The following is a 19668-nucleotide window of genomic DNA, read 5'->3' as shown; positions in this document are numbered from 1 at the left end:
GCGAGACGTCGCGGCGTGACCCGCTCGATCGAGCATTCGGGAGACATTGTGTGACCTACGCAACACTGATGGTGCATCTGGATGCGGGTTGCACCAACGCGCCTCTCCTCGCGATTGCCGCCAGCCAGGCCGAGCGCTTCGCCGCGGGCGTGATCGGGATCGCCGCCGGGCAGCCTGCCCAGATCGGCAATTGCGACGGCTTTTACTCCGGCGACTTCGCGGTCGCCGAACGCGACATCGTCGATGACGAACTCAAACGATCGGAGACAGAGTTCCGGGACTGCGTGGCGCTCGAGCCGTATGTGCTCGAGTGGCGCTCGATACCAGCGCTCGAGCCAATCGCCCATGTCATCGCCGCCGAGGCGCGGTCCGCCGATCTCTTGATCACCGGTGTGGGCAAGGGCAGCGGCAACAACGGCAATACGCATGCCGATACCGGCGACCTCGTCCTGCGGGCGGGCCGGCCGGTGCTCGTCGTCCCCCCGACTGCAGCACCGGGCGTGTTCGAGACCGTGATGGTCGCATGGAACGACTCTCGCGAATGCCGCCGGGCGATCGCCGACGCTTTGCCGCTGCTCAAGCGCGCCGACCACGTCGTCGTCGCAGCGGTGACCGCCGAGATGGGCGATGTGCATATCGAGGTCCGGCAGGTCATCGCTTGGCTCGAGCGGCACGGTGTCTCCGCAGACCGGCACTTGGCCCCCTTGGGTGGCAACATCACCGAGCGGCTCTCGAAGATTGCTACCGAACACGATGCCGATTTGATCGTCGCCGGAGCCTATGGCCACAGTCGGATTCGCGAATGGGCTTTCGGCGGCGTGACGCGCGACATGCTACTCAGCGACAATCGCTGCGCCTTGCTGTCGAACTGACTATCGTGTCTGCGCTTGCCGAAGACCCGACGCCCGCACACGAGCTCGTCGAACATCTAGCGCTCGCCCTCCACGCTGATCCGTCTCGGGTGGTGATCCGGCCGTTCATGCCGGCGGACGATCCGCCGGCGTTTGCGACCCCGGGGGTCTCTCGGGCACAACGGATCGCCGATCGCGTGCTGAGCCTGGATGGACCCGAGCTGGATCACGAATGGGAGCGCGTCTCGACGGGGCTCGCTGACCGGCACCGCGATATCGAACATACGCTCGCGCGTCGCTATCACGAGGTGAACGGGCCGGTGATCGATGCCACTGCCGTCGGACCCCGGCAGGCGCTACTGATCGGTGGCTATTTCAGCGAGGAATATTCGTTCGAGGCCGCCGCCCTTTTTAACCCGAGTATCGTCGCGCATCCCGATCAGTCGGCGGTCGCGCCCGGGGCGATGCGGTTCATCCTGTCGCTGCGCGGCGTTGGCGAAGGCCATATCTCGTCGGTCACCTTCCGCACTGGCCTGTGGGCTGCGGATGGATCGGTGACGCTCGATCTCCCAAGCGCGCAGGCGATCTCGCCACGCATCGAACTGATCCCGGGCGGCGCGCCCGACGATCCCGGTGTGCGCCTCTATTGCAACGGCAGCCGCGATCTCTCCGAGGTGGTGATCTATCCGATCACCGATCGCCAGAGGCAGGGGATCGAGGATCTCAGGCTCGTGCGCTTCGTGAATGACGACGGGATCGCCACCTATTTCGGAACCTATACCGCCTTTGGTGGCGGCCTGGTCCGCCAGGAATTGCTGCGCACGACCGACTTCGCAACCTTCGAGCTCAGCGCACTGCGCGGCGATGCCACGGTCAACAAGGGCATGGCGCTGTTTCCGCGCAAAATCCACGGGCGCTACGTCATGCTCAGCCGGCAGGATCATGAGAATATCTGGCTGCTAACCTCGGACGATCTGTACCAGTGGAACGGCGGTACGAAGACGGTAGCGCCCTTATGGCCGTGGGAGTTCGTGCAGGTGGGCAATTGCGGCTCGCCGATCGAGCTCGACGAGGGATGGCTGGTGATCACACACGGCGTCGGTGCCGTGCGGAACTACTGCATCGGCGCCTGCCTGCTCGACAAGGACGATCCCTCGAAAGTGTTGGCACGGATGCGGCATCCGCTGTTACGGCCGCGCCGCGCGGAACGCGACGGCTATGTGCCCAATGTGATCTATAGCTGCGGCGCGGTCCTGAAGGGGCGAACGCTCCTGCTCCCCTATGCGATCGCGGACAGCTTCACGACCTTCGCCAAGGTCGAAGTCGGCAATCTGCTCGCCGCGATGGAATGGGAATAGGTAGTTCCCGAGGCTGCTGTGGCCCGCTCCAGCGGCGTAGATTCCACGCTCAGATCTCCTGAGGACAGACCCACCGCTTTGATCTCGGGATCGCGGGAGTCGGTCACAACATGCTGGAATTCACCGATGGACGCGATGGTAGCACGACCACAGCCCAAGGGCCTGACGGAAAGCGAGCTAGGCCGGCTAGACGCCTATTGGCGCGCCTCGAACTATATCTCGGTCGGACAGCTCTATCTCTATGACAATCCGATGCTGCGCGAGCCGCTGACGCTCGCCCATGTGAAACCATTGGTGGTCGGCCATTGGGGCACGAGCCCGGGCCAGAATTTCATCTACACCCATCTCAATCGGGTGATCGTCGAGCATGACCTGAACATGCTCTATGTCGCGGGCCCTGGGCATGGCGGCCCGGCGATCGTCGGCCAGACTTATCTCGAGGGCTCGTATAGCGAGGTGTATCCGAACATTAGCCAGGACATGGCCGGGCTCAAAAGGTTATTTACCCAATTCTCCTTCCCGGGCGGTATCTCCAGCCATGTCGCACCCTCGACGCCAGGGTCGATCCACGAGGGCGGCGAGCTTGGCTATTCGCTTTCCCACGCGTTCGGGGCGGTGTTCGACAATCCCGACCTGATCGTCGCGTGCGTGGTCGGCGACGGCGAAGCCGAGACCGGGCCGCTGGCGACCGCTTGGCATTCGAACAAGTTCCTCGATCCCGTGGGCGACGGAGTCGTTCTGCCGATCCTGCATCTCAACGGCTACAAGATCAGCAGCCCGACCGTACTGGCGCGGATCCCGCATTATGAACTTGAGCAGTTCTTCCGGGGATGCGGATGGGATCCGATCTTCGTCGAGGGCTCGGATCCGATGACGATGCACCGGCAGATGGCCGCTGCTACCGATCAGGCCATTGCGCAGATCCATGCCATTCAGGCAGAGGCGCGCGGCAAGGGCCTTAGCGAGCGCCCTCATTGGCCAATGATCGTGCTGCGCTCGCCCAAAGGCTGGACCGGACCGAAAACCGTCGACGGACTGCCGGTCGAAGGCACTTTCCGCTCGCACCAGGTGCCGTTGATCGTCGACCCGGCGCACCCGGAAAACGTCGTGCTGCTCGAAGAATGGATGAAGAGCTACCGCGCCGAGGAGCTGTTTGACGACGCCGGCGGGCTGATCCCCGAGCTGGCCGCGCTTGCGCCCAAGGGTGATCGGCGGATGGGTTCCAACCCCCACGCAAATGGCGGTATGCTGCTGCGCGACCTGCGCATGCCGGACTTCCGCGACCATGCCTTCACGATCGAAGCGCCGGGATCGCGCGAGGCGCAGGACATGCGCGTGCTCGGCTACTTTTTGCGTGACGTTGTCAGCCTTAACCAGGAAGAGCGCAATTTCCGCGTCTTCGGGCCCGACGAGACACTTTCGAACATGCTCAGCGGCGTGTTCGAGGTGACCGACCGCCAGTGGGATGCCGAAGTCATACCGGGCGATGAGTCGCTCGCCCCCTCCGGTCGGGTGCTCGACGGCATGCTCAGCGAGCACCAGTGCCAGGGCTGGCTCGAAGGCTATCTGCTGACCGGACGGCACGGCCTGTTCGACAGCTACGAAGCCTTTATCCGCATCGTCGATTCGATGTTCAGCCAGCATGCGAAGTGGCTCAAGGTCACCTCCGAACTGCCCTGGCGGCGCGACGTCGCTTCGCTCAACTACATTCTGTCGTCGCACGTCTGGCAGCAGGACCATAACGGCTTCACGCACCAGGATCCGGGGTTCCTCGACCATGTCATCAACAAGAAGGCCGATATCGTGCGCGCCTATCTCCCGCCGGATGCCAACTGCCTGTTGTCGGTGGTCGATCACTGCCTGCGCAGCCGGCAATATGTGAACGTCGTCATCGCCGGCAAGCATGCGCTGCCGCAATGGCTGACGATGGACCAGGCGATCGCGCACTGCACGCAGGGGATCGGCATCTGGCAGTGGGCAAGCAACGACCAGGGCGGCGAACCCGATGTGATCATGGCATGCTGTGGCGACACGCCGACGCTGGAGGTGCTGGCCGCGGTCTCGATCCTGCGCGAGCATCTGCCCGAGGTGCGCGTGCGCGTCGTCAACATCGTCGACCTCATGCGGCTCCAGCCGTGTGCTGAGCATCCCCATGGCCTGAGCGACGCCGACTATGACTCGCTGTTCACCCGCGACACACCGATCGTCTTTGCGTTCCATGGTTATCCTGGGCTCGTGCAGCGGCTGACTTACCACCGTGCCAATCGCAACCTGCAGGTGCGCGGCTATCAGGAAGAGGGCACGATCACGACACCCTTCGACATGCGCGTCCAGAACGGGATCGACCGCTTCCATCTTGTCCAGGACGCGATCGACGCGCTGCCCGCGCTCGGCAGCAAGGGCGCCTATCTGAAGCAGCAGATGCGCGACAAATTGGTCGAGCATAATCGTTATATCGACGCGCATGGCGAAGATCTGCCCGAGGTCCGCAACTGGAAGTGGGAAGTGCGGGAGTGAAAGCGCGGCCGGCCGTCGAGGTGCCTAGCATCGTGTTGGTGCTTAACAGCGGCTCGTCTTCGCTGAAGATTGGCCTGTACGAGGTCGGGGCATCCCATCTGTCCGAGCTGCTGACCGACGACATCGAAACCAGTCCGCAGGACGAAAATCCTTTCGAGCGGATCGACCGTCTTCTTGGTAAAAATGCCCTGCCCGCACCGACCGCGATCGGGCACCGGATCGTCCATGGCGGCCCAAACCTGACCGAACATTGCCGGATCGGCCCAGCCGTGCTGCAACATCTCGAAGCGGCAGCGGTTTTCGCGCCGCTCCACGATCCGGCATCGCTGGGGCTGATCCACCAGGCGATCGCGCATTATCCGGCGCTGCCGCAGGTCGCCTGTTTCGACACGGCGTTCCACGCGACGCTTCCGGAGGTCGCTTATACCCTGCCGGTTCCGCGCGCGCTACGGACTGAAGGCGTTCGCCGCTACGGATTTCATGGCCTGTCGTGTGAATCCGCGGTCCAGGTGCTGGCGCAGGATCTGCCCGACCGCGTGATCCTCGCCCATCTCGGCAACGGTGCGAGCATCACTGCCATAAAGGGCGGGCGGTCGATCGACACGAGCATGGGGCTGACGCCGTCGGGCGGAGTGATCATGGGGACGCGTAGCGGCGATCTCGACCCGGGCGTTCTGCTCTATCTCCTGCGCGAGAAGAGGCTGGATGCCTCGGCACTCGAGAAGATGATCGACCAGCAGTCGGGGCTGCGCGGTATATCCGGCGTCTCTGGCGACATGCGCGTGCTCGAGGATAAAGCGAGCGGGGAGGCGGACGCCCGGCTTGCTATCGATATGTTCTGCTATTCGGCGAGTAAGCAGATCGCCGGCCTGATCGCAGCGCTTGATGGGATCGACTTGCTCGTTTTCACTGGGGGAATCGGCGAACATGACGCGGACGTAAGGGCAGCAATCTGCGCGCGTTTGAAATGGGTGGGCGATTTCGGGGTTCGCGTAATTCCTGCCAAAGAGAATGCGCAAATTGCTCGCCACTGCGTCGATATTTTGGCGTAGATCGGCGTCGCGCGCCGACACGATCCGGAGCGATTGCGTAGGAGGCCCGGTTCCGCCGCAGAGGGCGGAAGCGAACGCTATGCGCTCAGCTCCAAAAGGGCGCGCCCGACCGAAAAGCATGTGTCGCCGACTGTAGGCCGGTCAGCGCTGCCGCCCGGCGTGCCTTGCTCCAATCGAGCAGCGCCTCCACCGGGGCCATGAGATCTGGTCGAACGCTCAACCTGCGCGCAATTGCCTGCGCCACGACCGCATCGTTGGCTGCGCCGAGAATGCCCTGCAGCGCGACACACCGGGCATGATAGACGGTTTCCCGGTGGTTCGGGAACAGCGCGGCCAAGGCCGTGCAATCGCTGCACAGCCTGTCGAGCGCTTTGCGGAAGCGATGAAGTCGCTCCGGCGAAAGCCGAGTGACCTTCCGGCCGCGCTTCCGCGTTTTCGCGGCGACTCGGGCGAGCAGCTCCGGCGCAAGCGGCCCGAGATTGCGGCCGGCGGGAGCGACGGCATCGCCGCGATCGCTTCCAGAAGTCGGTTCGGCCCAAGTCGCCAGCGCGAGTAGCATCGCGGTAAAGTGCGGGCCGCGAACGATTTCATTGACGTTGCGGTGCGACTGCTCGCGGCGATCCTCCGCCACTGGCACCAAGTCCCCCAAACGCGCGCTCGGTAAGGCGCGCGTTGCCTCGGGAAGCGTCTCGAGGCAGAAAACATCCCAGTCGCGCGCTATCCCGAATGTGCGGCAGACCGCCTGCAAGCTGTCATCGAACTGGGCCACCATCGCACGGTCGAGCGCGGGTGCGAAAAGTTGTAGTGTCGCGCGCGCCGCGCGCAGCGCGATCCGCATCTGATGCAGGCCTTCGGGATCGCCGCGCAATGTCGGCCCGATATTGGCTGTGAGATGCCCCATCGCCGCGTGGAGGATGTGACGGAAGCCCTGCGTCGCGTCGGCGTCTGGATCGAGCAGCGGGGCGGTTGCAAGCCGGATGGCGGCGGTCTGGCCGGTTCTGAGCCGCCAGCCGCGCGTCGCTTTGCTCTCAGTGGAGATCCACATCGGCGCTGCCGACTGCAGGATGCGGGCGAAGACGTACATCGGCCCAGGCGGACCCGCTTTCAGTTCCAGCTCAATCTCGAAAATGGGCTCCGATCGGCTGCCGGCCTCGATCTTGCCTGTGTCGATCGCGACTTCGACCACGCATCCGCTGCCAAGCGTGGCGGTGCGGATCGTGCGCTGGACGTCGGTCACGAACATCGGATTCAACCCACCGGCCAGGTATTCGACCATCTCGGCCAGCTGCGGCACCTCGCCGAGCCGCGAGAGATCGGGCGCGGGGCTTGCAATCTCGCATTCCCACTCGCCGCGGATGCTGGCCAAGCAGGTCCCCTGGTCGCGCGACTTGACGGTCTGGATGAATATTCCACCAACAGTTCGAACGCGCAGGGTGATCCCAGCGGCATCGAGCACGCCTTTCGGCGTGTCGAAATAAGTGGTGATCTGATGCACCTCGGTCGGTTCCAGCGCCGACAAAGCATTGCTCGCCTCGATGACGATACGATCGTCCGCCGACAGCTGGAACTTGAGTTCGACTTCCTGTGGATCCTGTGTCGGCCGCCGGCGCTCCGCGTGATAGCGGCGTCCAGCGGCCGCCTTGCTCATGCGTCTGTCTTCTCGTTGCCGACGTCCTCGAATTCAGCATCCACGATATGCTCGTCCGTCTTGCCAGGCGACCCGCTCGCGGCACTCGGGGCTCCGGCCTGAGCCTTTTGCACAGCGTCTGCGATCGTTGCCGCCACCTTCCCAAGGCCTTCGGTCGCCTTGACCAGGTCCGCGTGATTGCCCGTATCGACTGCGGCCCGGACGACGGCCAGCGCAGTCTGCGCTTCAGCTTTATGCGGCTCGCCGATCTTCTCGCCATGCTCGGCCAGCGTGCGTTCTAGCGCATGCGTTGCGCTGTCCGCGATATTCTTGGCCTCGACGAATTCGCGCCGGACCTTATCGGAGGCGGCGTTGGTCTCGGCTTCACGGACCATCTTCTCGATATCCGCGTCGCCCAGCCCACCATTGGCCTGGATCTTGATCTGCTGCTCCTTGCCGGTCGCCTTGTCTCGCGCCTGAACCGAGACGATGCCGTTTGCATCGATGTCGAACGTCACTTCGATTTGCGGCACGCCGCGCGGCGCCGGGTTGATGCCGGTCAGGTCGAAATTGCCGAGCGGCTTGTTGTCGACGGCCATCTCGCGCTCGCCCTGATAGACCTTGATGGTGACAGCGCTCTGGTTTTCGTCCGCGGTCGAGAAGGTTTGACTCTTCTTGCTCGGAATCGTCGTATTGCGGTCGATCAGTCGGGTAAAGACGCCGCCGAGCGTCTCGATGCCGAGACTAAGCGGCGTCACGTCGAGCAGCAGCACGTCCGTGACGTCGCCGCTCAGGACCGCGCCCTGCACCGCCGCGCCGATCGCGACGACCTCGTCGGGATTGACGTTGCGAGCAGGCTCCTTGCCGAAGAACTGGCGAACCACCTCGATGACCTTGGGCATGCGCGTCATGCCGCCGACCAGCACGACTTCGTCGATGTCGGCCGCTGTCAGCCCGGCATCCTTCAGCGCCGCTTTGCAGGGCTCCATCGTGCGCGCGATCAGGTCGTCGACGAGGTTCTCGAGCTTGGCGCGGGTGATCTTGATGAGGAGATGCTTCGGCCCCGCCGCATCGGCCGTGATGAACGGCAGGTTGATCTCGGTCTCCTTGGCCGACGACAGCTCGATCTTGGCTTTCTCGGCGGCTTCCTTGAGCCGCTGCAGCGCGAGCTTGTCGGTGCGCAGATCGATGCCCTGCTCGCGCTGGAACTCGGACGCCAGAAAATCGATCACGCGGGCGTCGAAATCCTCGCCGCCGAGGAAGGTGTCGCCATTGGTGCTCTTCACCTCGAAGACACCATCGCCGATCTCCAGGATCGAGATATCGAATGTCCCGCCGCCGAGGTCATAGACGGCGATCCGCCCTTCCGCTTTCTTGTCGAGGCCATAAGCCAGCGCCGCCGCCGTCGGCTCGTTGATGATCCGCAGCACGTCGAGACCGGCGATCCGGCCGGCATCCTTGGTTGCCTGCCGCTGCGCGTCGTTGAAATAGGCCGGGACGGTGATCACCGCTTGGGTGACCGTCTCGCCCAGGAACGCCTCGGCGGTGTCCTTCATTTTGCCGAGGATGAAGGCGCTGATTTGCGAGGGCGGGTATTTCTTGCCACGCGCTTCGACCCACGCATCGCCGTTATCGCCTTCGACGATCGAAAATGGCACCAGGCCCTGGTCCTTGGTGGCGACCGGATCGTTATAGCGACGACCCATCAGCCGCTTGACCGCGTAGATGGTGTTGGTGGGATTGGTGATCGACTGGCGTTTGGCGGCCTGGCCGACGAGACGCTCGCCCTTGTCGGCGAAGGCGACGATGCTCGGCGTGGTGCGTGCGCCTTCAGCATTTTCGATCACGCGTACGTCTTTGCCGTCCATGATCGCAATGCAGCTGTTGGTGGTGCCGAGGTCGATGCCGATAACTTTGCTCATGATCTTATCCTTGGGTGGGAAGCGCATCGGCTCTCGGGCATTTGCGGTTCATTGGGAGACAGGGGTCTGATGCGATCGACCGACAGACCCTTCCGGTGGTAGGTCTAGTGCGCCGGACGCCGTGGTGTGGCGGGCGGCGGCGCGGAGGCTGCCTTGGCGACAATGACCATCGCCGGTCGCAGCAGCCTTCCGTTCAGCGTCCAGGTCGGCGCCAGGGTCTGGAGGATCGTGCCGGGCTTAACCCCCACCGCCTCTTGCTCGGACATTGCCTGATGCAGATTGGGATCGAATAACGATCCCGCCGGATCGTCGCGCTTGACCCCGTTGCGTTCGAGAACGCCGATAAAGCCCCGCTCGATCTCGAGCAGCCCGCGCCGAATCCCGGTCATGTTCTCGGATTCATGCGCGGACGCAGCCGGCAGGCCTTCCAAACCGCGATGCAAGTTCTCGGCGGCCTCGACGACATCGGTCGCGAATTTCTGCACCGCGAACTGGCGAGCGTCGTCGACGTCGCGCCGCGCGCGGGTCCGGACGTTGGCGATCTCGGCCTGCGATCGCATCCAGCGATCGCGCATCTCGGTAAAAGCGCTCTCTGGCGCAGCGGCGTCCGGGCCATCGTCGGCCTCCGGCAGGTTGCCGGGGTGAAGAGGATCGCTCGTCGGGTTCATGGCGCTGCTTTTCAAAAGGGGTGCATGCGGCAGATCGAACGCGCCGCTCCGGGGCAGATCATAGGCGGCGTTTTGGCGCGCTCGTCAGCCTCGGAAACTACGCATTCGAGCCGGCATTTGGTCCGGAAAGCCGGTCGATCAGCGCCTGTCGCAGTGGTGCGGGTGCGAGGTCGCCGAGCGCGTCGCCGAGCTCGCGCATCCGACGCCGGGCGTCGTAGAGCTGATCGAGCAGTGACAGGACGACCGGCAAAGCCGCTTCGTTGACGTCGAGATCGTCGCGCAGTTCGAAGATGAGCCTGACGCGTGCGACATCGATTTCGTGAAAGGCATAGTGGCCGGCATCTCCGTCCGGCCGAACCCACTTGTTCGAAATCCAGCGGTGAAGATCGACGGGGCAAAGCCCTGCGGTGCGGGCGATCAGGACGTCGAAGCTGATCATGGCGTGTCCTCCATAAAGCGGCGCGGATCGACGGGCGTTTCCGGCGACCAGGTCCGAAGGAAGTCGGCAAGCGCCGGGTCGGGCGGGCCGACAAAGATCCGCAAGGTCGCGTAGAGGTCGCCAGCCTCCTGGTTCTTGGTAGAGGGCACGCCGCGGCCGCGCAGACGCAGCTCGGTCCCGGAGTCCGAGCCCGCGGGGATCCGCATCGAAACCTTACCCCTTGGGGTGCGCACCTCGACCGCGGCGCCGAGCACCGCTTCGGATAGCGTCACCGGCAGAACGAGGCGAATGTCCTGGCCGAGCCGCTCGAAGAACGGATGTGGCGCGACGTGGATCTCGATCATCGCGTCGCCTGCAGGTCCGTCGTTCAGGCCCCGCCCGCCCTGCCCCTTAAGCCGCATGACGACACCATCGACGGCACCGGCGGGAATCTTCACGTCGAGCGTGCGGCCATCCGGAAGCGTCAGGCGCCGGGTCGCGCCATTGACGGCATCCAGGAAGCTCGTCGTGAGTGAATAGCGCTCGTCGTCGCCGCGGGCACGATGGTCGGCTCCGGAGCGTCGTCCCTGGCTGAACATCGTGCCGAAAATGTCGCTGAAATCCTGTCCGTCCCATCCCTGTCCGGGGGCTTCGGCCCGGCTATAACGCCGTCCGGAATCGCCTTGGGCGTGCTCACGATAGGAAGGTTGCGCGGCACGTTCCTGGCCCCCCGCGTCGATCTCCCCACGATCGAAACGGCCCCGTTTATCCGCGTCGGACAGCAATCCGTTGGCGGCCGAGATTTTCTTGAAGTGATCCTCGGCTTTGGTGTCCCCGGGATTGAGGTCGGGGTGATGCTTTTTGGCGAGCTTGCGGTAGGCGCGCCGGATTTCGTCCTGGCTCGCGGTCTTCGCGACGCCCAATGTTGTATAGGGATCGTCCACGCCATCCATCCTGTGTGAGCCCTGCCATTTAATTCAGGTTGGGCCGTTCTCGGGATCGGGACACGCATGACGGCGCAAAAGAAGTATCTCGCGGAACCCGCGTGTCCCGATGACATGGCGATAGGGGACCCCGGCCCGCCCCTCCTAGGATCGGGAAGTACGCAGGTGCGCGGCTGGTACGTGTTTTCCGATGCCAGACGATCGGCACCCTCCGCTCTACCGACATACTCGATCGTAAGCCGAGCCCGGCGGCGAGCCAGGAAATCATGATGTACCTCGAAAATGCGGAATTCCAGTATGTGCAGCAGCGCGTCGTGCAGTCGCTGCGCATGGCGCGCGCGGCTGCCGACTGTTGCGCTCGCACGGTCCACGAGGATCTCGCAGCCCGGTATGCAACACGCCTCGAGACAATTATCGAGACACGTGAGGGGCGGACTCCTAGGTCGATATCCTTGGACCGACAGGACTCGCCGCTGGCGTCGACGATTATCGGCCTCGTGTCGTCCGTCGCATTGCCTCCAATGATGCAGCAACCGCAGTGAGCGTCCGGCTTGTCGCGATACTCGTCGCCCTGGCCAGCACGACGTCCGCCATCGGGCAGAGCCTGCCCGTTGCGGTGGACGGACAGATCGAACGCATGAAGCCGGGCGAGTTCTTATGGGCACCCCAGGTCGCGCCCGAGGGCCCCGTCACCGTCATCGTCAGCTTGAAGACGCAGCGGGCTTATGCCTATCGAAACGGCGTTCCGATCGGCGTGTCAACGATTTCGAGCGGCACCCGCGGCCATGCCACCCCGACCGGCGTCTTCACCGTGCTGCAAAAAGCGGTGGATCATAAGTCGAACCTCTACTCCGACGCGCCGATGCCGTTCATGCAGCGCCTGACCTGGGGTGGTATCGCGATGCACGCTGGCAATCTTCCGGGCTTTCCGGCGTCGCATGGCTGCATCCGTCTGCCCCTTGCCTTCGCCAAATTGCTCTATGGAATAACGCGTCTCGGCATGACCGTGGTCATCACTGACGATGCCGCGGTGCCGGTCGCTGTCGCGGCCCCTCCGCTTCTTTCGGGGAAGCCCGAAGCGACCGCGAGTCCCTTTGTCTGGCATCCCGACCGTGCCCCGGCCGGCCCAGTGTCGATCGTCGTCAGCGGCCGCGATCGGCGACTGATCGTCCTGCGCAACGGCGTCGAGATCGGCTCCAGTGAGATTGCGATCGACGGCCCAGTTACGGTGACGGAAGCCTTCACGCTGGGAACGAAGAATGCCAGCGGCGCGCACTGGCTTCGCCTGCCATTACCCGGACAGGCTCCGGGTGCCTCAGCCGATCTTTCGCCGGAGGACGAGGCCAAAGGACATCTCCCTCCGGGGTTCGGCGCGTTGTTGGAGACGGTCCTTACGCCGGGCACGACCTTGCTGATCACACGCGACACGCTGAAGGATGCGGGCACCGGCGAGCCCCTCACCGTCATCGCGACCGATGGATCGTAAGAGCGGCCGGTCGCCGGTCCACGGCATCGGTCGTTCGTTACCCCCGGTCTATGAGCAGACTTTCCACAGCGGTCGCGTGGCGCTCGGCCAAGGCCGTGCTGCACAGGACACGGGCTTTCTCTCCGACGGCAAACAACGTCTCAGCCGCATAGAGCGGATCGAGCGGATCGACGATCGCGTCGAAATGGGTGTGGCCGCCATCGCGCATGCCGAAGATCGACAGGAGATAGGCGTCGAACGCCTGATGCAACGATTGCCACTGCCCCTGCTCTTCGAGCCAGGCCCGGGTCGTGGCCGACGTCGAAAAGGTCGCAAACCGCTTGCGGTTGAGAATCGCGTCCGGGATGTGGTTCTTGATATCGCGCGGCGTCAGCGCCTCTCCGAGCACTCGATCGACATAGCCCTTGATAATCGCCGGCGGCATTCCGAACCACAAAGGGTAGATGAACACGATCACATCGGCGCCGTGCAAAAGCCCGAGCTCGCGTGACACATCTCCCGAAAGATGATCTGTCGGAAGGCCGGGGAGTCTGTCGGCATGCAGACGCGGATCGAAGTCGAGAGCGTAGAGGTCGCGCAATACGACCTCCTGCCCGCAATCGCGGACGACCTCGCAATAGCGCTCGGCAATCGCGCGGTTGAAGCTATGGGTAGCAGGATGGCCCAGCACGACGACATGGCGAAGCGGGGCGGTGTGGCGCGCGGTGTTCATGGAGAATCTCCGATGAACCGGCATAGCCAGCAACGCGAGAGCTGGCGCTTGTGGAGTTTACGTACAGGCCTTGGCCGTTGAACCGCCTAGCGCCTCGCGTGCGTGCGTTCGCGGGCGTCGCCTCCTGTGTCGCCGGCTTCGTCGATGCGGTCGGCTTTCTCGCGCTCGGGGGTTTCTTTGTATCGTTCATGAGCGGCAACACAACGCGCATGGGGGTTGGCCTTGCGGACCGCGCGCACGACGGACTGGTCGCTATCGGGTTGATCGGCACGTTTGTCCTCGGAGTGGTACTGGGGTCCACGATCAGCCGGATGGCCGGTCGCCGTCGGCGCACCTGGGTATTGCTCGTCGTGGCCACCCTTCTCGCAGCAGCGATCGCGTTGCACACCGTTGGCGGCCGCACGCTCGCGTTCACCGCGATGGCCCTGGCGATGGGTGCCGAGAATGCCGTGTTCGAACGCGACGGCGACGTGCAAATCGGTCTGACCTATATGACCGGAACGCTCGTCAAGCTCGGCCAGCGGCTCGCCGGTGCGGCCGCTGGGGGCGAGCGCTGGGCGTGGCTCCCCTATCTCGCGCAATGGCTGAGCCTTGCGACAGGCGCCTTGTCCGGGGCATTACTCTATCCCTACGTCGGAATTGCAGCGTTATGGGTGCCCGTGATCATGTTGTTGGCGTTGTCCGCCGCCGCGCTCCGGCTCGATCATCCCTGAGCGCGGCCGGCCCCATTCGAAAGCGCATCGATGTCGACGCAGACGCGCTTTGCTTCTTCCTCCACCTCGAGCAAATATTGCTGAGCGAAATGATCGCTCATGTCCTCGGTGATATGGTCAAAGCTGACGTGCGACTGCTTCCGCATACCAAAGGCATGAACCAGATACAGATCGACCACCTGGCGTAGCGCCATCAGCTGGCCCTGCTCGTCAAGCCACACATTGGTGGTGGCAGATGTCGTAAAGCTCAACAGCGTCTTGTGGCCGAGCAATGCGGTCGGGCTGCCCTGCTGTACCGGCTGCGGCCTGACACCAGCTCCAAGCACGCGCTCAATATAGCCCTTCATCATCGCCGGCGGAGTGCCGAACCAGATCGGATAGACCAGCACGAACACCTCGCAGCCCGCCAGTTCCTGTAATTCCCGCGCGACATCACGAGCTGGTGCGAATGCCTGGTTGGAGGGTTGCTCGGCAATCTTGAGCACCGGATCGAAGCCCATCGCATAGAGATCGCGGATCACGACCTCGTGTCCCGCCCCGCGCACCGTTTCGGCATATCGAAGCGCAATCGAATGATCGAAGCTATGCCGGTCGGGGTTGCACACGATTACGGCGTGACGGCTTTCCGGATGCTGGTCGATTTCTGGCAGTGGCTGCATTGCCGATGCCGGGGCGAATTGCGCGATGGATGTCATGTCGTCTCCTGACCCTCTGCGTCGCACCGCCCGCGCCAAAGATCGGCGTGTTCGCGCGAGCGGCAGATCGCCGTTGCAAGCTGCAGGATAGGCGAGCCGGGATGAAGTGCTCAGCCTCGGGAACTACGCATCCGACACTCAGAGCTGCATCGATCGAGGATCAGGTGATCTGTAGGTAGTTCCCGAGGCTGCACCGCGGCCCCCGCAGAAGCCTAAATCGACGAACGATCAACGCCATACCGGCGTGCCCCGATTTTTCAGGATGCGATCGACGTGCTGCGGCGCGGCCCCAGGTTGGTTCCAGAAGGAAGCTTGCATGACCTATCAAAGCCTCAATCCGTTCGATGGGAAGACGCTGCAGAGCTTCGCGGACATTGCCGACGCGGAGCTTGAGACGAAGCTCGCGACGGCGCAGACCTGCTACGAGGGCTGGCGCCTGAAGAGCTATCCCGAGCGCGCAACCATCATCAAAAAGGCCGCCGAGCTGCTCCATGCTCAGGCCGATACCTTCGCGCACACGATGACGCTCGAGATGGGCAAGCGCATTTCCGAGGCGCGGGGCGAAGTGGAGTTCAGCGCACGAATCCTGACCTATTACGCCAAGAATGCCGAGCGCTTCCTCGCCCCCGTCAAGCTCGACCCAACTGTGGGCGAAGCGCATATGGAGAGCAGCCCGATTGGCGTGATCTTTTGCGTCGAGCCGTGGAATTTCCCGTATTACCAGCTGGCGCGAATCGCCGGGCCGCATCTGATGGCGGGCAATGTGCTGGTGGTGAAGCATGCCGGGATCGTCCCGCGATGCGCCATCGCGTTCGAGCAGCTGCTCCTCGATGCGGGCGCCCCGGCGGGGCTGTACACCAACCTCCTCATCTCGCACGACCAGTCGAACCGGATCATCGACGATCCCCGCGTCAAGGGCGTCGCACTGACAGGCAGCGTCGCTGCCGGACAGAGCATTGCGGCGCGCGCCGGCAAAAATCTGAAAATCTCGTCGATGGAACTGGGCGGCAGCGACGCGTTCATCGTGCTCGAAGACGCCGATCTCGACCACACGATTCCCTGGGCGGTGTGGGGCCGGATGTACAATACCGGCCAGACCTGTTGCGCGGCGAAACGCTTCATCGTCGTGGACTCGGTTGCCGATGCGTTCCTCGCGCGTTTCCAGGCAGCACTGTCAGCACTCAAGGCGGGCGACCCACTCGACGAGACGACCACGCTCGGGCCGCTCTCCAGTGAAGCCGCGCTGGTCCAGCTGCTGGGCCAGGTCGACGCCGCCGTCAGCGCAGGTGCGAAGGTGGTGATCGGCGGCAAGCGCGTCGATCGGCCGGGATCATTCATGCAACCGACGATCCTGACCGACATCGCGCCCGACAATCCCGCCTTCCGCGACGAATTCTTCGGCCCGGTCGCCTCCTTCTACCGCGTGAAGGACGAGGCCGCAGCGATCGCGCTCGCCAACGATTCCGACTTCGGGCTCGGCGGGTCGGTGTGGACCAAGGACGAGGCGCGCGGCCGCCGCGTGGCCAGCGCGGTCGAGACGGGCATGATGTTCATCAACAACATCGACTGGACCGATGCCGAACTGCCGTTCGGCGGTATCAAGAACTCAGGGTATGGCCGCGAGCTCGGCGACATGGGCATCCAGCAGTTCGTCAACAAGAAGCTGGTGCGCCTCGCGAAGATGGCTGCCCCTGCCTGAGCGAATCCGGGCGGGGCTCGTCCCCGCCCGCCCCCGGCCTCCCACCACACGGAACCCGCAATGTACGTGAACCTCGCCGTTCTCAAAGAGACACGCGCCCATGAGCGTCGCGTCGCGCTGACCCCCTCGGTTGCCCCAAAGCTGATCAAGCTCGGCGCCAAGCTCCACATGGAGACCGGCGCCGGCGCGGCGATCAAGCTCGCCGACGGCGCATATACTGACGTCGTGTTTTGCGACGATCGCGCGGCGATGGTGCGCGACGCCGATGTCGTGCTGTCGGTCCAGCCCCCGGAGCTCGAGGTGATAGACGCAATGCAGGAGGGCGCGATCCTGGTGTCCTTCATCTATGCGCAGAACGAGCCGGTGCTGGTCCAGCGCCTGCTCGACCGGAAAATCACCTGCTTCGCGATGGAGCGCGTGCCGCGGATTTCGCGTGCGCAGGCCATGGACGCGCTGTCGAGCCAGTCGGCGCTCGCGGGCTATTATGCGGTCCAGCTCGGCGCCACGCATCTCGGGCGCGTGCTGCCCAAGATCACGACGGCCGCCGGTACGATCGGGCCGGCCAAGGTGCTCGTGATGGGGCTCGGTGTCGCCGGGCTCGAAGCGATCGCCACGGCACACCGGCTCGGCGCAGTGGTCGAGGGGTATGACGTGCGTCCTGAAACCGAAGAGCAAGCGCTATCGCTGGGCGCGACCTTCGTTCGCACCGGCGTCGATGCCCGCGGCAAGGGGGGATACGCGCGAGCCCTCACCGCGGAGGAGCAGGCGAAGGTCGCCGCGGTGCTCACGGCGCGTATTCAAGCTGTGGACCTCGTCATTACCACGGCCGCGATCCCCGGTCGGGCGTCGCCAAAGTTGATCAGCAAAGCACAGGTCGCCGGCATGAAAGCCGGCGCGGTGATCGTCGATTTGTCGGCTGAGGGCGGCGGCAATTGCGAAGACACGAAAGCGGGCGAGACGATCACGGTCGGCGGCGTCACGATCGTCGCACCGCTTAACGTCCCCTCGCTGCTCGGTGACGATGCCAGCGAGCTTTACGCCAAGAACCAGTACAATCTCCTGCTGCTGATGATGAAGGACAACATCGTCAGCATCGACTGGACCGATGAGGTCCTGCGCCAGACCGCGCTTACGCACGCGGGCAAGCTTTGCGACGCCGCCGCAGCGTCAGTCCCCAAAGCCAAAGCCGCGTGACCCGGAGATGATGATGGACTTCCAGATCAGCATGACGGGCTTCGTCGCCCTCTACGTGTTCCTACTCGCTGGATTCGCGGGATGGGTAATCATCGGCCATGTGCCGGCAATCCTGCACACCCCGCTGATGTCAGGCTCGAACTTCGTCCACGGTATCGTCGTGGTCGGCGGGCTCTACACCTTGCTGGGCGCGCGTACCCCGACCGAGCAAGCAATCGGCTTCGTGGCCGTGCTGCTCGGCGCCGGCAATGCCGCGGGCGGCTTTGCGGTCACGCGGCGGATGCTGGCAATGTTCCAGACCGCCGAGGCGAAGCCTGCTCGCGCCAAACCCCGTCATCACAAGAAGGGCTGAGGATATGCTTACCTCCCTGCCATCGCTTGTTATCGGCTTGGCCGATCTCGCTGCCGCTTTCCTGTTTCTCTATGGCCTAAAGCGCATGTCGTCGCCCGCGACCGCCTCCTCGGGCATCTTCGTCGCGGGCGTCGGCATGGTCGCGGCGATCCTCGCCAGCTTCTTGTATGTGTTCGATGTTGTCGAGGCGGCGCGGCCGCACCTGTACGCCAATATCGGCCTGGCGGTGGTCGCGCTGGCGATCGGCGGTGGTCTAGCATGGTGGAGCGGCAAGCGAGTTGCGATGACCGCCATGCCGCAGATGGTCGCGCTCTATAACGGGATGGGCGGCGGCGCGGCTGGTGCCATCGCCGCCGCCGAGCTGTTCGGCAACCGCACGAGCGGCGCGACCGAGTTGGTCGTGACCCTGCTCGGCGCCTTGATCGGCGCGGTCTCGCTATCGGGATCGCTGATTGCCTGGGCCAAGCTCGACGGTGTGATCAACAAGCCCTTGCGCTTCCCCGGGCAGCAGGTCGTCAATGCGATGGCGTTGGTCGCAACGCTCGCGGTCGGCGGGCTCATCGTCGCGGCGGTATTCGGCATTGCTGTGCCGCTGCTGAGCCTGCCGGTCTGGATCTGCGTGTTCTTCGGCCTCGCCATTCTATTCGGCGTGCTCATGACGCTGCCGATCGGCGGTGCCGACATGCCGGTGGTGATTTCGATCTTCAACGCCTTCACGGGCCTTGCGGTCGGGCTTGAAGGCTTCGTGCTGCAGAACCCGGCATTGATGATCGCCGGCATGGTCGTCGGCGCCGCCGGACTTCTCCTCACGCTGCTGATGGCCAAGGCGATGAACCGCTCGATTGCCAATGTGGTGTTCACCAATTTCGGCGACGCGCCCAAGCAGAAGCAAGGCGCGATCGTTGGCAACCTCAAGCCGGTGCAGGCCGCCGACGCCGGCATTGCGATGCGCTACGCCAAGTCGGTGATCATCGTGCCCGGCTATGGCCTTGCCGTCGCCCAGGCGCAGCAGAAGCTCTTCGAGTTCGTCAAATTGCTGCAGGGCGCGGGCGTTGTCGTGAAGTTCGCGGTCCATCCCGTCGCCGGTCGGATGCCGGGGCAGATGGACGTTCTGCTCGCCGAGGCCGGCGTGCCGTACGACATGATCTTCCAGCTCGACCAGATCAACGACGAGTTCGCAACCACCGATGTCGCGCTGGTGATCGGCGCCAACGATGTCGTCAATCCCGCCGCGCGCACCGACAAAGGCTCGCCGATTTTCGGCATGCCGATCCTCAACGTCGACAAGGCCCGCCACGTGTATGTGGTCAAGCGCGGCGAGGGCAAAGGCTATGCCGGCATCGTCAACGCCCTCTTCTACGGCGACAATTGCGACATGGTTTACGGTGACGCGAAGGTCGCGCTCGTCGCGATGATCGAGGCCGTGCGCGGCCTGACCGCTGCCGCAGCCTGAACCCTCC

The 19668-nt window shown here is 64.1% G+C and carries 18 protein-coding genes; 11 read left to right on the top strand and 7 right to left on the bottom strand.

Translation table 11 applies throughout. From position 1 onward, the window contains the following. Nucleotides 1-50: 50 nt before the first annotated feature. The 4 genes from NLI89_RS13080 to NLI89_RS13065 all read left to right on the top strand — a co-directional run bounded on the left by NLI89_RS13080 (nt 51) and on the right by NLI89_RS13065 (nt 5778). Nucleotides 51-872: a universal stress protein gene (locus NLI89_RS13080; protein WP_254687416.1), complete on the top strand. Its 822-nt coding sequence runs from the start codon at nt 51-53 to the stop codon at nt 870-872. Nucleotides 873-877: 5 nt separating this feature from the next. Continuing rightward, nucleotides 878-2209 carry a glycoside hydrolase family 130 protein gene (locus tag NLI89_RS13075; RefSeq protein WP_439144511.1) on the top strand — a complete coding sequence of 444 codons (1332 nt, stop codon included), beginning with the start codon at nt 878-880 and terminating at the stop codon, nt 2207-2209. 126 nt (nt 2210-2335) lie between these two features. Then, complete coding sequence (locus tag NLI89_RS13070) at nt 2336-4726, top strand: phosphoketolase (RefSeq protein ID WP_368077279.1); 2391 nt, start codon at nt 2336-2338, stop codon at nt 4724-4726. Then, nucleotides 4723-5778: an acetate/propionate family kinase gene (locus NLI89_RS13065; RefSeq protein ID WP_254687415.1), complete on the top strand. Its 1056-nt coding sequence runs from the start codon at nt 4723-4725 to the stop codon at nt 5776-5778. The genes NLI89_RS13070 and NLI89_RS13065 overlap by 4 nt, the downstream gene beginning before the upstream one ends. Before the next feature lie 85 nt (nt 5779-5863). Here the strand turns inward: NLI89_RS13065 and NLI89_RS13060 are convergent, their stop codons facing one another. The 5 genes from NLI89_RS13060 to NLI89_RS13040 form a co-directional block, all read right to left on the bottom strand. Next, nucleotides 5864-7426, bottom strand: a complete 1563-nt coding sequence (locus NLI89_RS13060; protein WP_254687414.1) for a CYTH and CHAD domain-containing protein — start codon at nt 7424-7426, stop codon at nt 5864-5866. Further along, nucleotides 7423-9327 (bottom strand): molecular chaperone DnaK, encoded by a 1905-nt coding sequence (dnaK, locus tag NLI89_RS13055; protein ID WP_254687413.1) that lies wholly within the window; start codon nt 9325-9327, stop codon nt 7423-7425. Before dnaK ends, NLI89_RS13060 begins: the two co-directional genes overlap by 4 nt. Before the next feature lie 104 nt (nt 9328-9431). After that, on the bottom strand, nt 9432-9995 hold the full coding sequence (locus tag NLI89_RS13050) for a nucleotide exchange factor GrpE (RefSeq protein WP_254687412.1): 564 nt from the start codon (nt 9993-9995) through the stop codon (nt 9432-9434). A 97-nt stretch (nt 9996-10092) separates the two neighbouring features. Then, nucleotides 10093-10434, bottom strand: a complete 342-nt coding sequence (locus NLI89_RS13045; RefSeq protein WP_254687411.1) for a chaperone modulator CbpM — start codon at nt 10432-10434, stop codon at nt 10093-10095. After that, nucleotides 10431-11366, bottom strand: a complete 936-nt coding sequence (locus NLI89_RS13040) for a DnaJ C-terminal domain-containing protein (protein WP_254687410.1) — start codon at nt 11364-11366, stop codon at nt 10431-10433. The genes NLI89_RS13045 and NLI89_RS13040 overlap by 4 nt, the downstream gene beginning before the upstream one ends. 260 nt (nt 11367-11626) lie before the next feature. Between NLI89_RS13040 and NLI89_RS13035 the strand changes: the two genes are divergently transcribed. After that, the gene (locus tag NLI89_RS13035; RefSeq protein WP_254687409.1) at nt 11627-11899 is read left to right on the top strand and encodes a hypothetical protein; all 273 of its coding nucleotides are present in this window, start codon (nt 11627-11629) and stop codon (nt 11897-11899) included. After that, complete coding sequence (locus NLI89_RS13030) at nt 11896-12843, top strand: L,D-transpeptidase (RefSeq protein WP_254687408.1); 948 nt, start codon at nt 11896-11898, stop codon at nt 12841-12843. Before NLI89_RS13035 ends, NLI89_RS13030 begins: the two co-directional genes overlap by 4 nt. Before the next feature lie 37 nt (nt 12844-12880). On the opposite strand, the gene NLI89_RS13025 is transcribed toward NLI89_RS13030, so the two are convergent. Continuing rightward, nucleotides 12881-13555 carry an NAD(P)H-dependent oxidoreductase gene (locus tag NLI89_RS13025; RefSeq protein WP_254687407.1) on the bottom strand — a complete coding sequence of 225 codons (675 nt, stop codon included), beginning with the start codon at nt 13553-13555 and terminating at the stop codon, nt 12881-12883. Between the two features lie 98 nt (nt 13556-13653). Here NLI89_RS13025 and NLI89_RS13020 point away from each other — a divergent pair, with 98 nt between their 5' ends. Then, on the top strand, nt 13654-14268 hold the full coding sequence (locus NLI89_RS13020; RefSeq protein WP_254687406.1) for a YoaK family protein: 615 nt from the start codon (nt 13654-13656) through the stop codon (nt 14266-14268). On the opposite strand, the gene NLI89_RS13015 is transcribed toward NLI89_RS13020, so the two are convergent. Continuing rightward, entirely contained in the window at nt 14259-14963 is a 705-nt protein-coding gene (locus NLI89_RS13015) for an NAD(P)H-dependent oxidoreductase (protein WP_254687405.1), read from the bottom strand. The genes NLI89_RS13020 and NLI89_RS13015 overlap by 10 nt on opposite strands. Nucleotides 14964-15225: 262 nt before the next feature. Between NLI89_RS13015 and NLI89_RS13010 the strand changes: the two genes are divergently transcribed. From NLI89_RS13010 to NLI89_RS12995, 4 genes are read left to right on the top strand one after another with little or no spacing between them, the layout of a single operon-like run. Next, complete coding sequence (locus tag NLI89_RS13010; protein ID WP_302675769.1) at nt 15226-16662, top strand: NAD-dependent succinate-semialdehyde dehydrogenase; 1437 nt, start codon at nt 15226-15228, stop codon at nt 16660-16662. Nucleotides 16663-16722: 60 nt separating this feature from the next. Then, nucleotides 16723-17856, top strand: a complete 1134-nt coding sequence (locus NLI89_RS13005; protein ID WP_254687403.1) for an NAD(P) transhydrogenase subunit alpha — start codon at nt 16723-16725, stop codon at nt 17854-17856. A gap of 13 nt (nt 17857-17869) precedes the next feature. Continuing rightward, on the top strand, nt 17870-18208 hold the full coding sequence (locus tag NLI89_RS13000; RefSeq protein WP_254687402.1) for an NAD(P) transhydrogenase subunit alpha: 339 nt from the start codon (nt 17870-17872) through the stop codon (nt 18206-18208). A 37-nt stretch (nt 18209-18245) separates the two neighbouring features. After that, nucleotides 18246-19661, top strand: a complete 1416-nt coding sequence (locus tag NLI89_RS12995) for an NAD(P)(+) transhydrogenase (Re/Si-specific) subunit beta (protein ID WP_254687401.1) — start codon at nt 18246-18248, stop codon at nt 19659-19661. Nucleotides 19662-19668 lie beyond the last annotated feature (7 nt).

Source organism: Sphingomonas faeni (genome assembly GCF_024273235.1).
GTDB classification, from domain to species: domain Bacteria; phylum Pseudomonadota; class Alphaproteobacteria; order Sphingomonadales; family Sphingomonadaceae; genus Sphingomonas; species Sphingomonas faeni_A.
The sequence above is the reverse complement of the archived record's forward strand: the minus strand, read 5'-3'. Positions and strand labels throughout refer to the sequence as shown.

Coding starts and splice junctions, on each gene's coding strand:
- NLI89_RS13015 (WP_254687405.1), bottom strand. CDS start 14,963: ATGACATCCATCGCGCAATTCGCCCCGGCATCGGCAATGCAGCCACTG.
- NLI89_RS13025 (WP_254687407.1), bottom strand. CDS start 13,555: ATGAACACCGCGCGCCACACCGCCCCGCTTCGCCATGTCGTCGTGCTG.
- NLI89_RS13035 (WP_254687409.1), top strand. CDS start 11,627: ATGTACCTCGAAAATGCGGAATTCCAGTATGTGCAGCAGCGCGTCGTG.
- dnaK (WP_254687413.1), bottom strand. CDS start 9,327: ATGAGCAAAGTTATCGGCATCGACCTCGGCACCACCAACAGCTGCATT.
- NLI89_RS13010 (WP_302675769.1), top strand. CDS start 15,226: ATGCGATCGACGTGCTGCGGCGCGGCCCCAGGTTGGTTCCAGAAGGAA.
- NLI89_RS13040 (WP_254687410.1), bottom strand. CDS start 11,366: ATGGATGGCGTGGACGATCCCTATACAACATTGGGCGTCGCGAAGACC.
- NLI89_RS13045 (WP_254687411.1), bottom strand. CDS start 10,434: ATGATCAGCTTCGACGTCCTGATCGCCCGCACCGCAGGGCTTTGCCCC.
- NLI89_RS13000 (WP_254687402.1), top strand. CDS start 17,870: ATGGACTTCCAGATCAGCATGACGGGCTTCGTCGCCCTCTACGTGTTC.
- NLI89_RS13005 (WP_254687403.1), top strand. CDS start 16,723: ATGTACGTGAACCTCGCCGTTCTCAAAGAGACACGCGCCCATGAGCGT.
- NLI89_RS13060 (WP_254687414.1), bottom strand. CDS start 7,426: ATGAGCAAGGCGGCCGCTGGACGCCGCTATCACGCGGAGCGCCGGCGG.
- NLI89_RS13050 (WP_254687412.1), bottom strand. CDS start 9,995: ATGAACCCGACGAGCGATCCTCTTCACCCCGGCAACCTGCCGGAGGCC.
- NLI89_RS13070 (WP_368077279.1), top strand. CDS start 2,336: ATGGACGCGATGGTAGCACGACCACAGCCCAAGGGCCTGACGGAAAGC.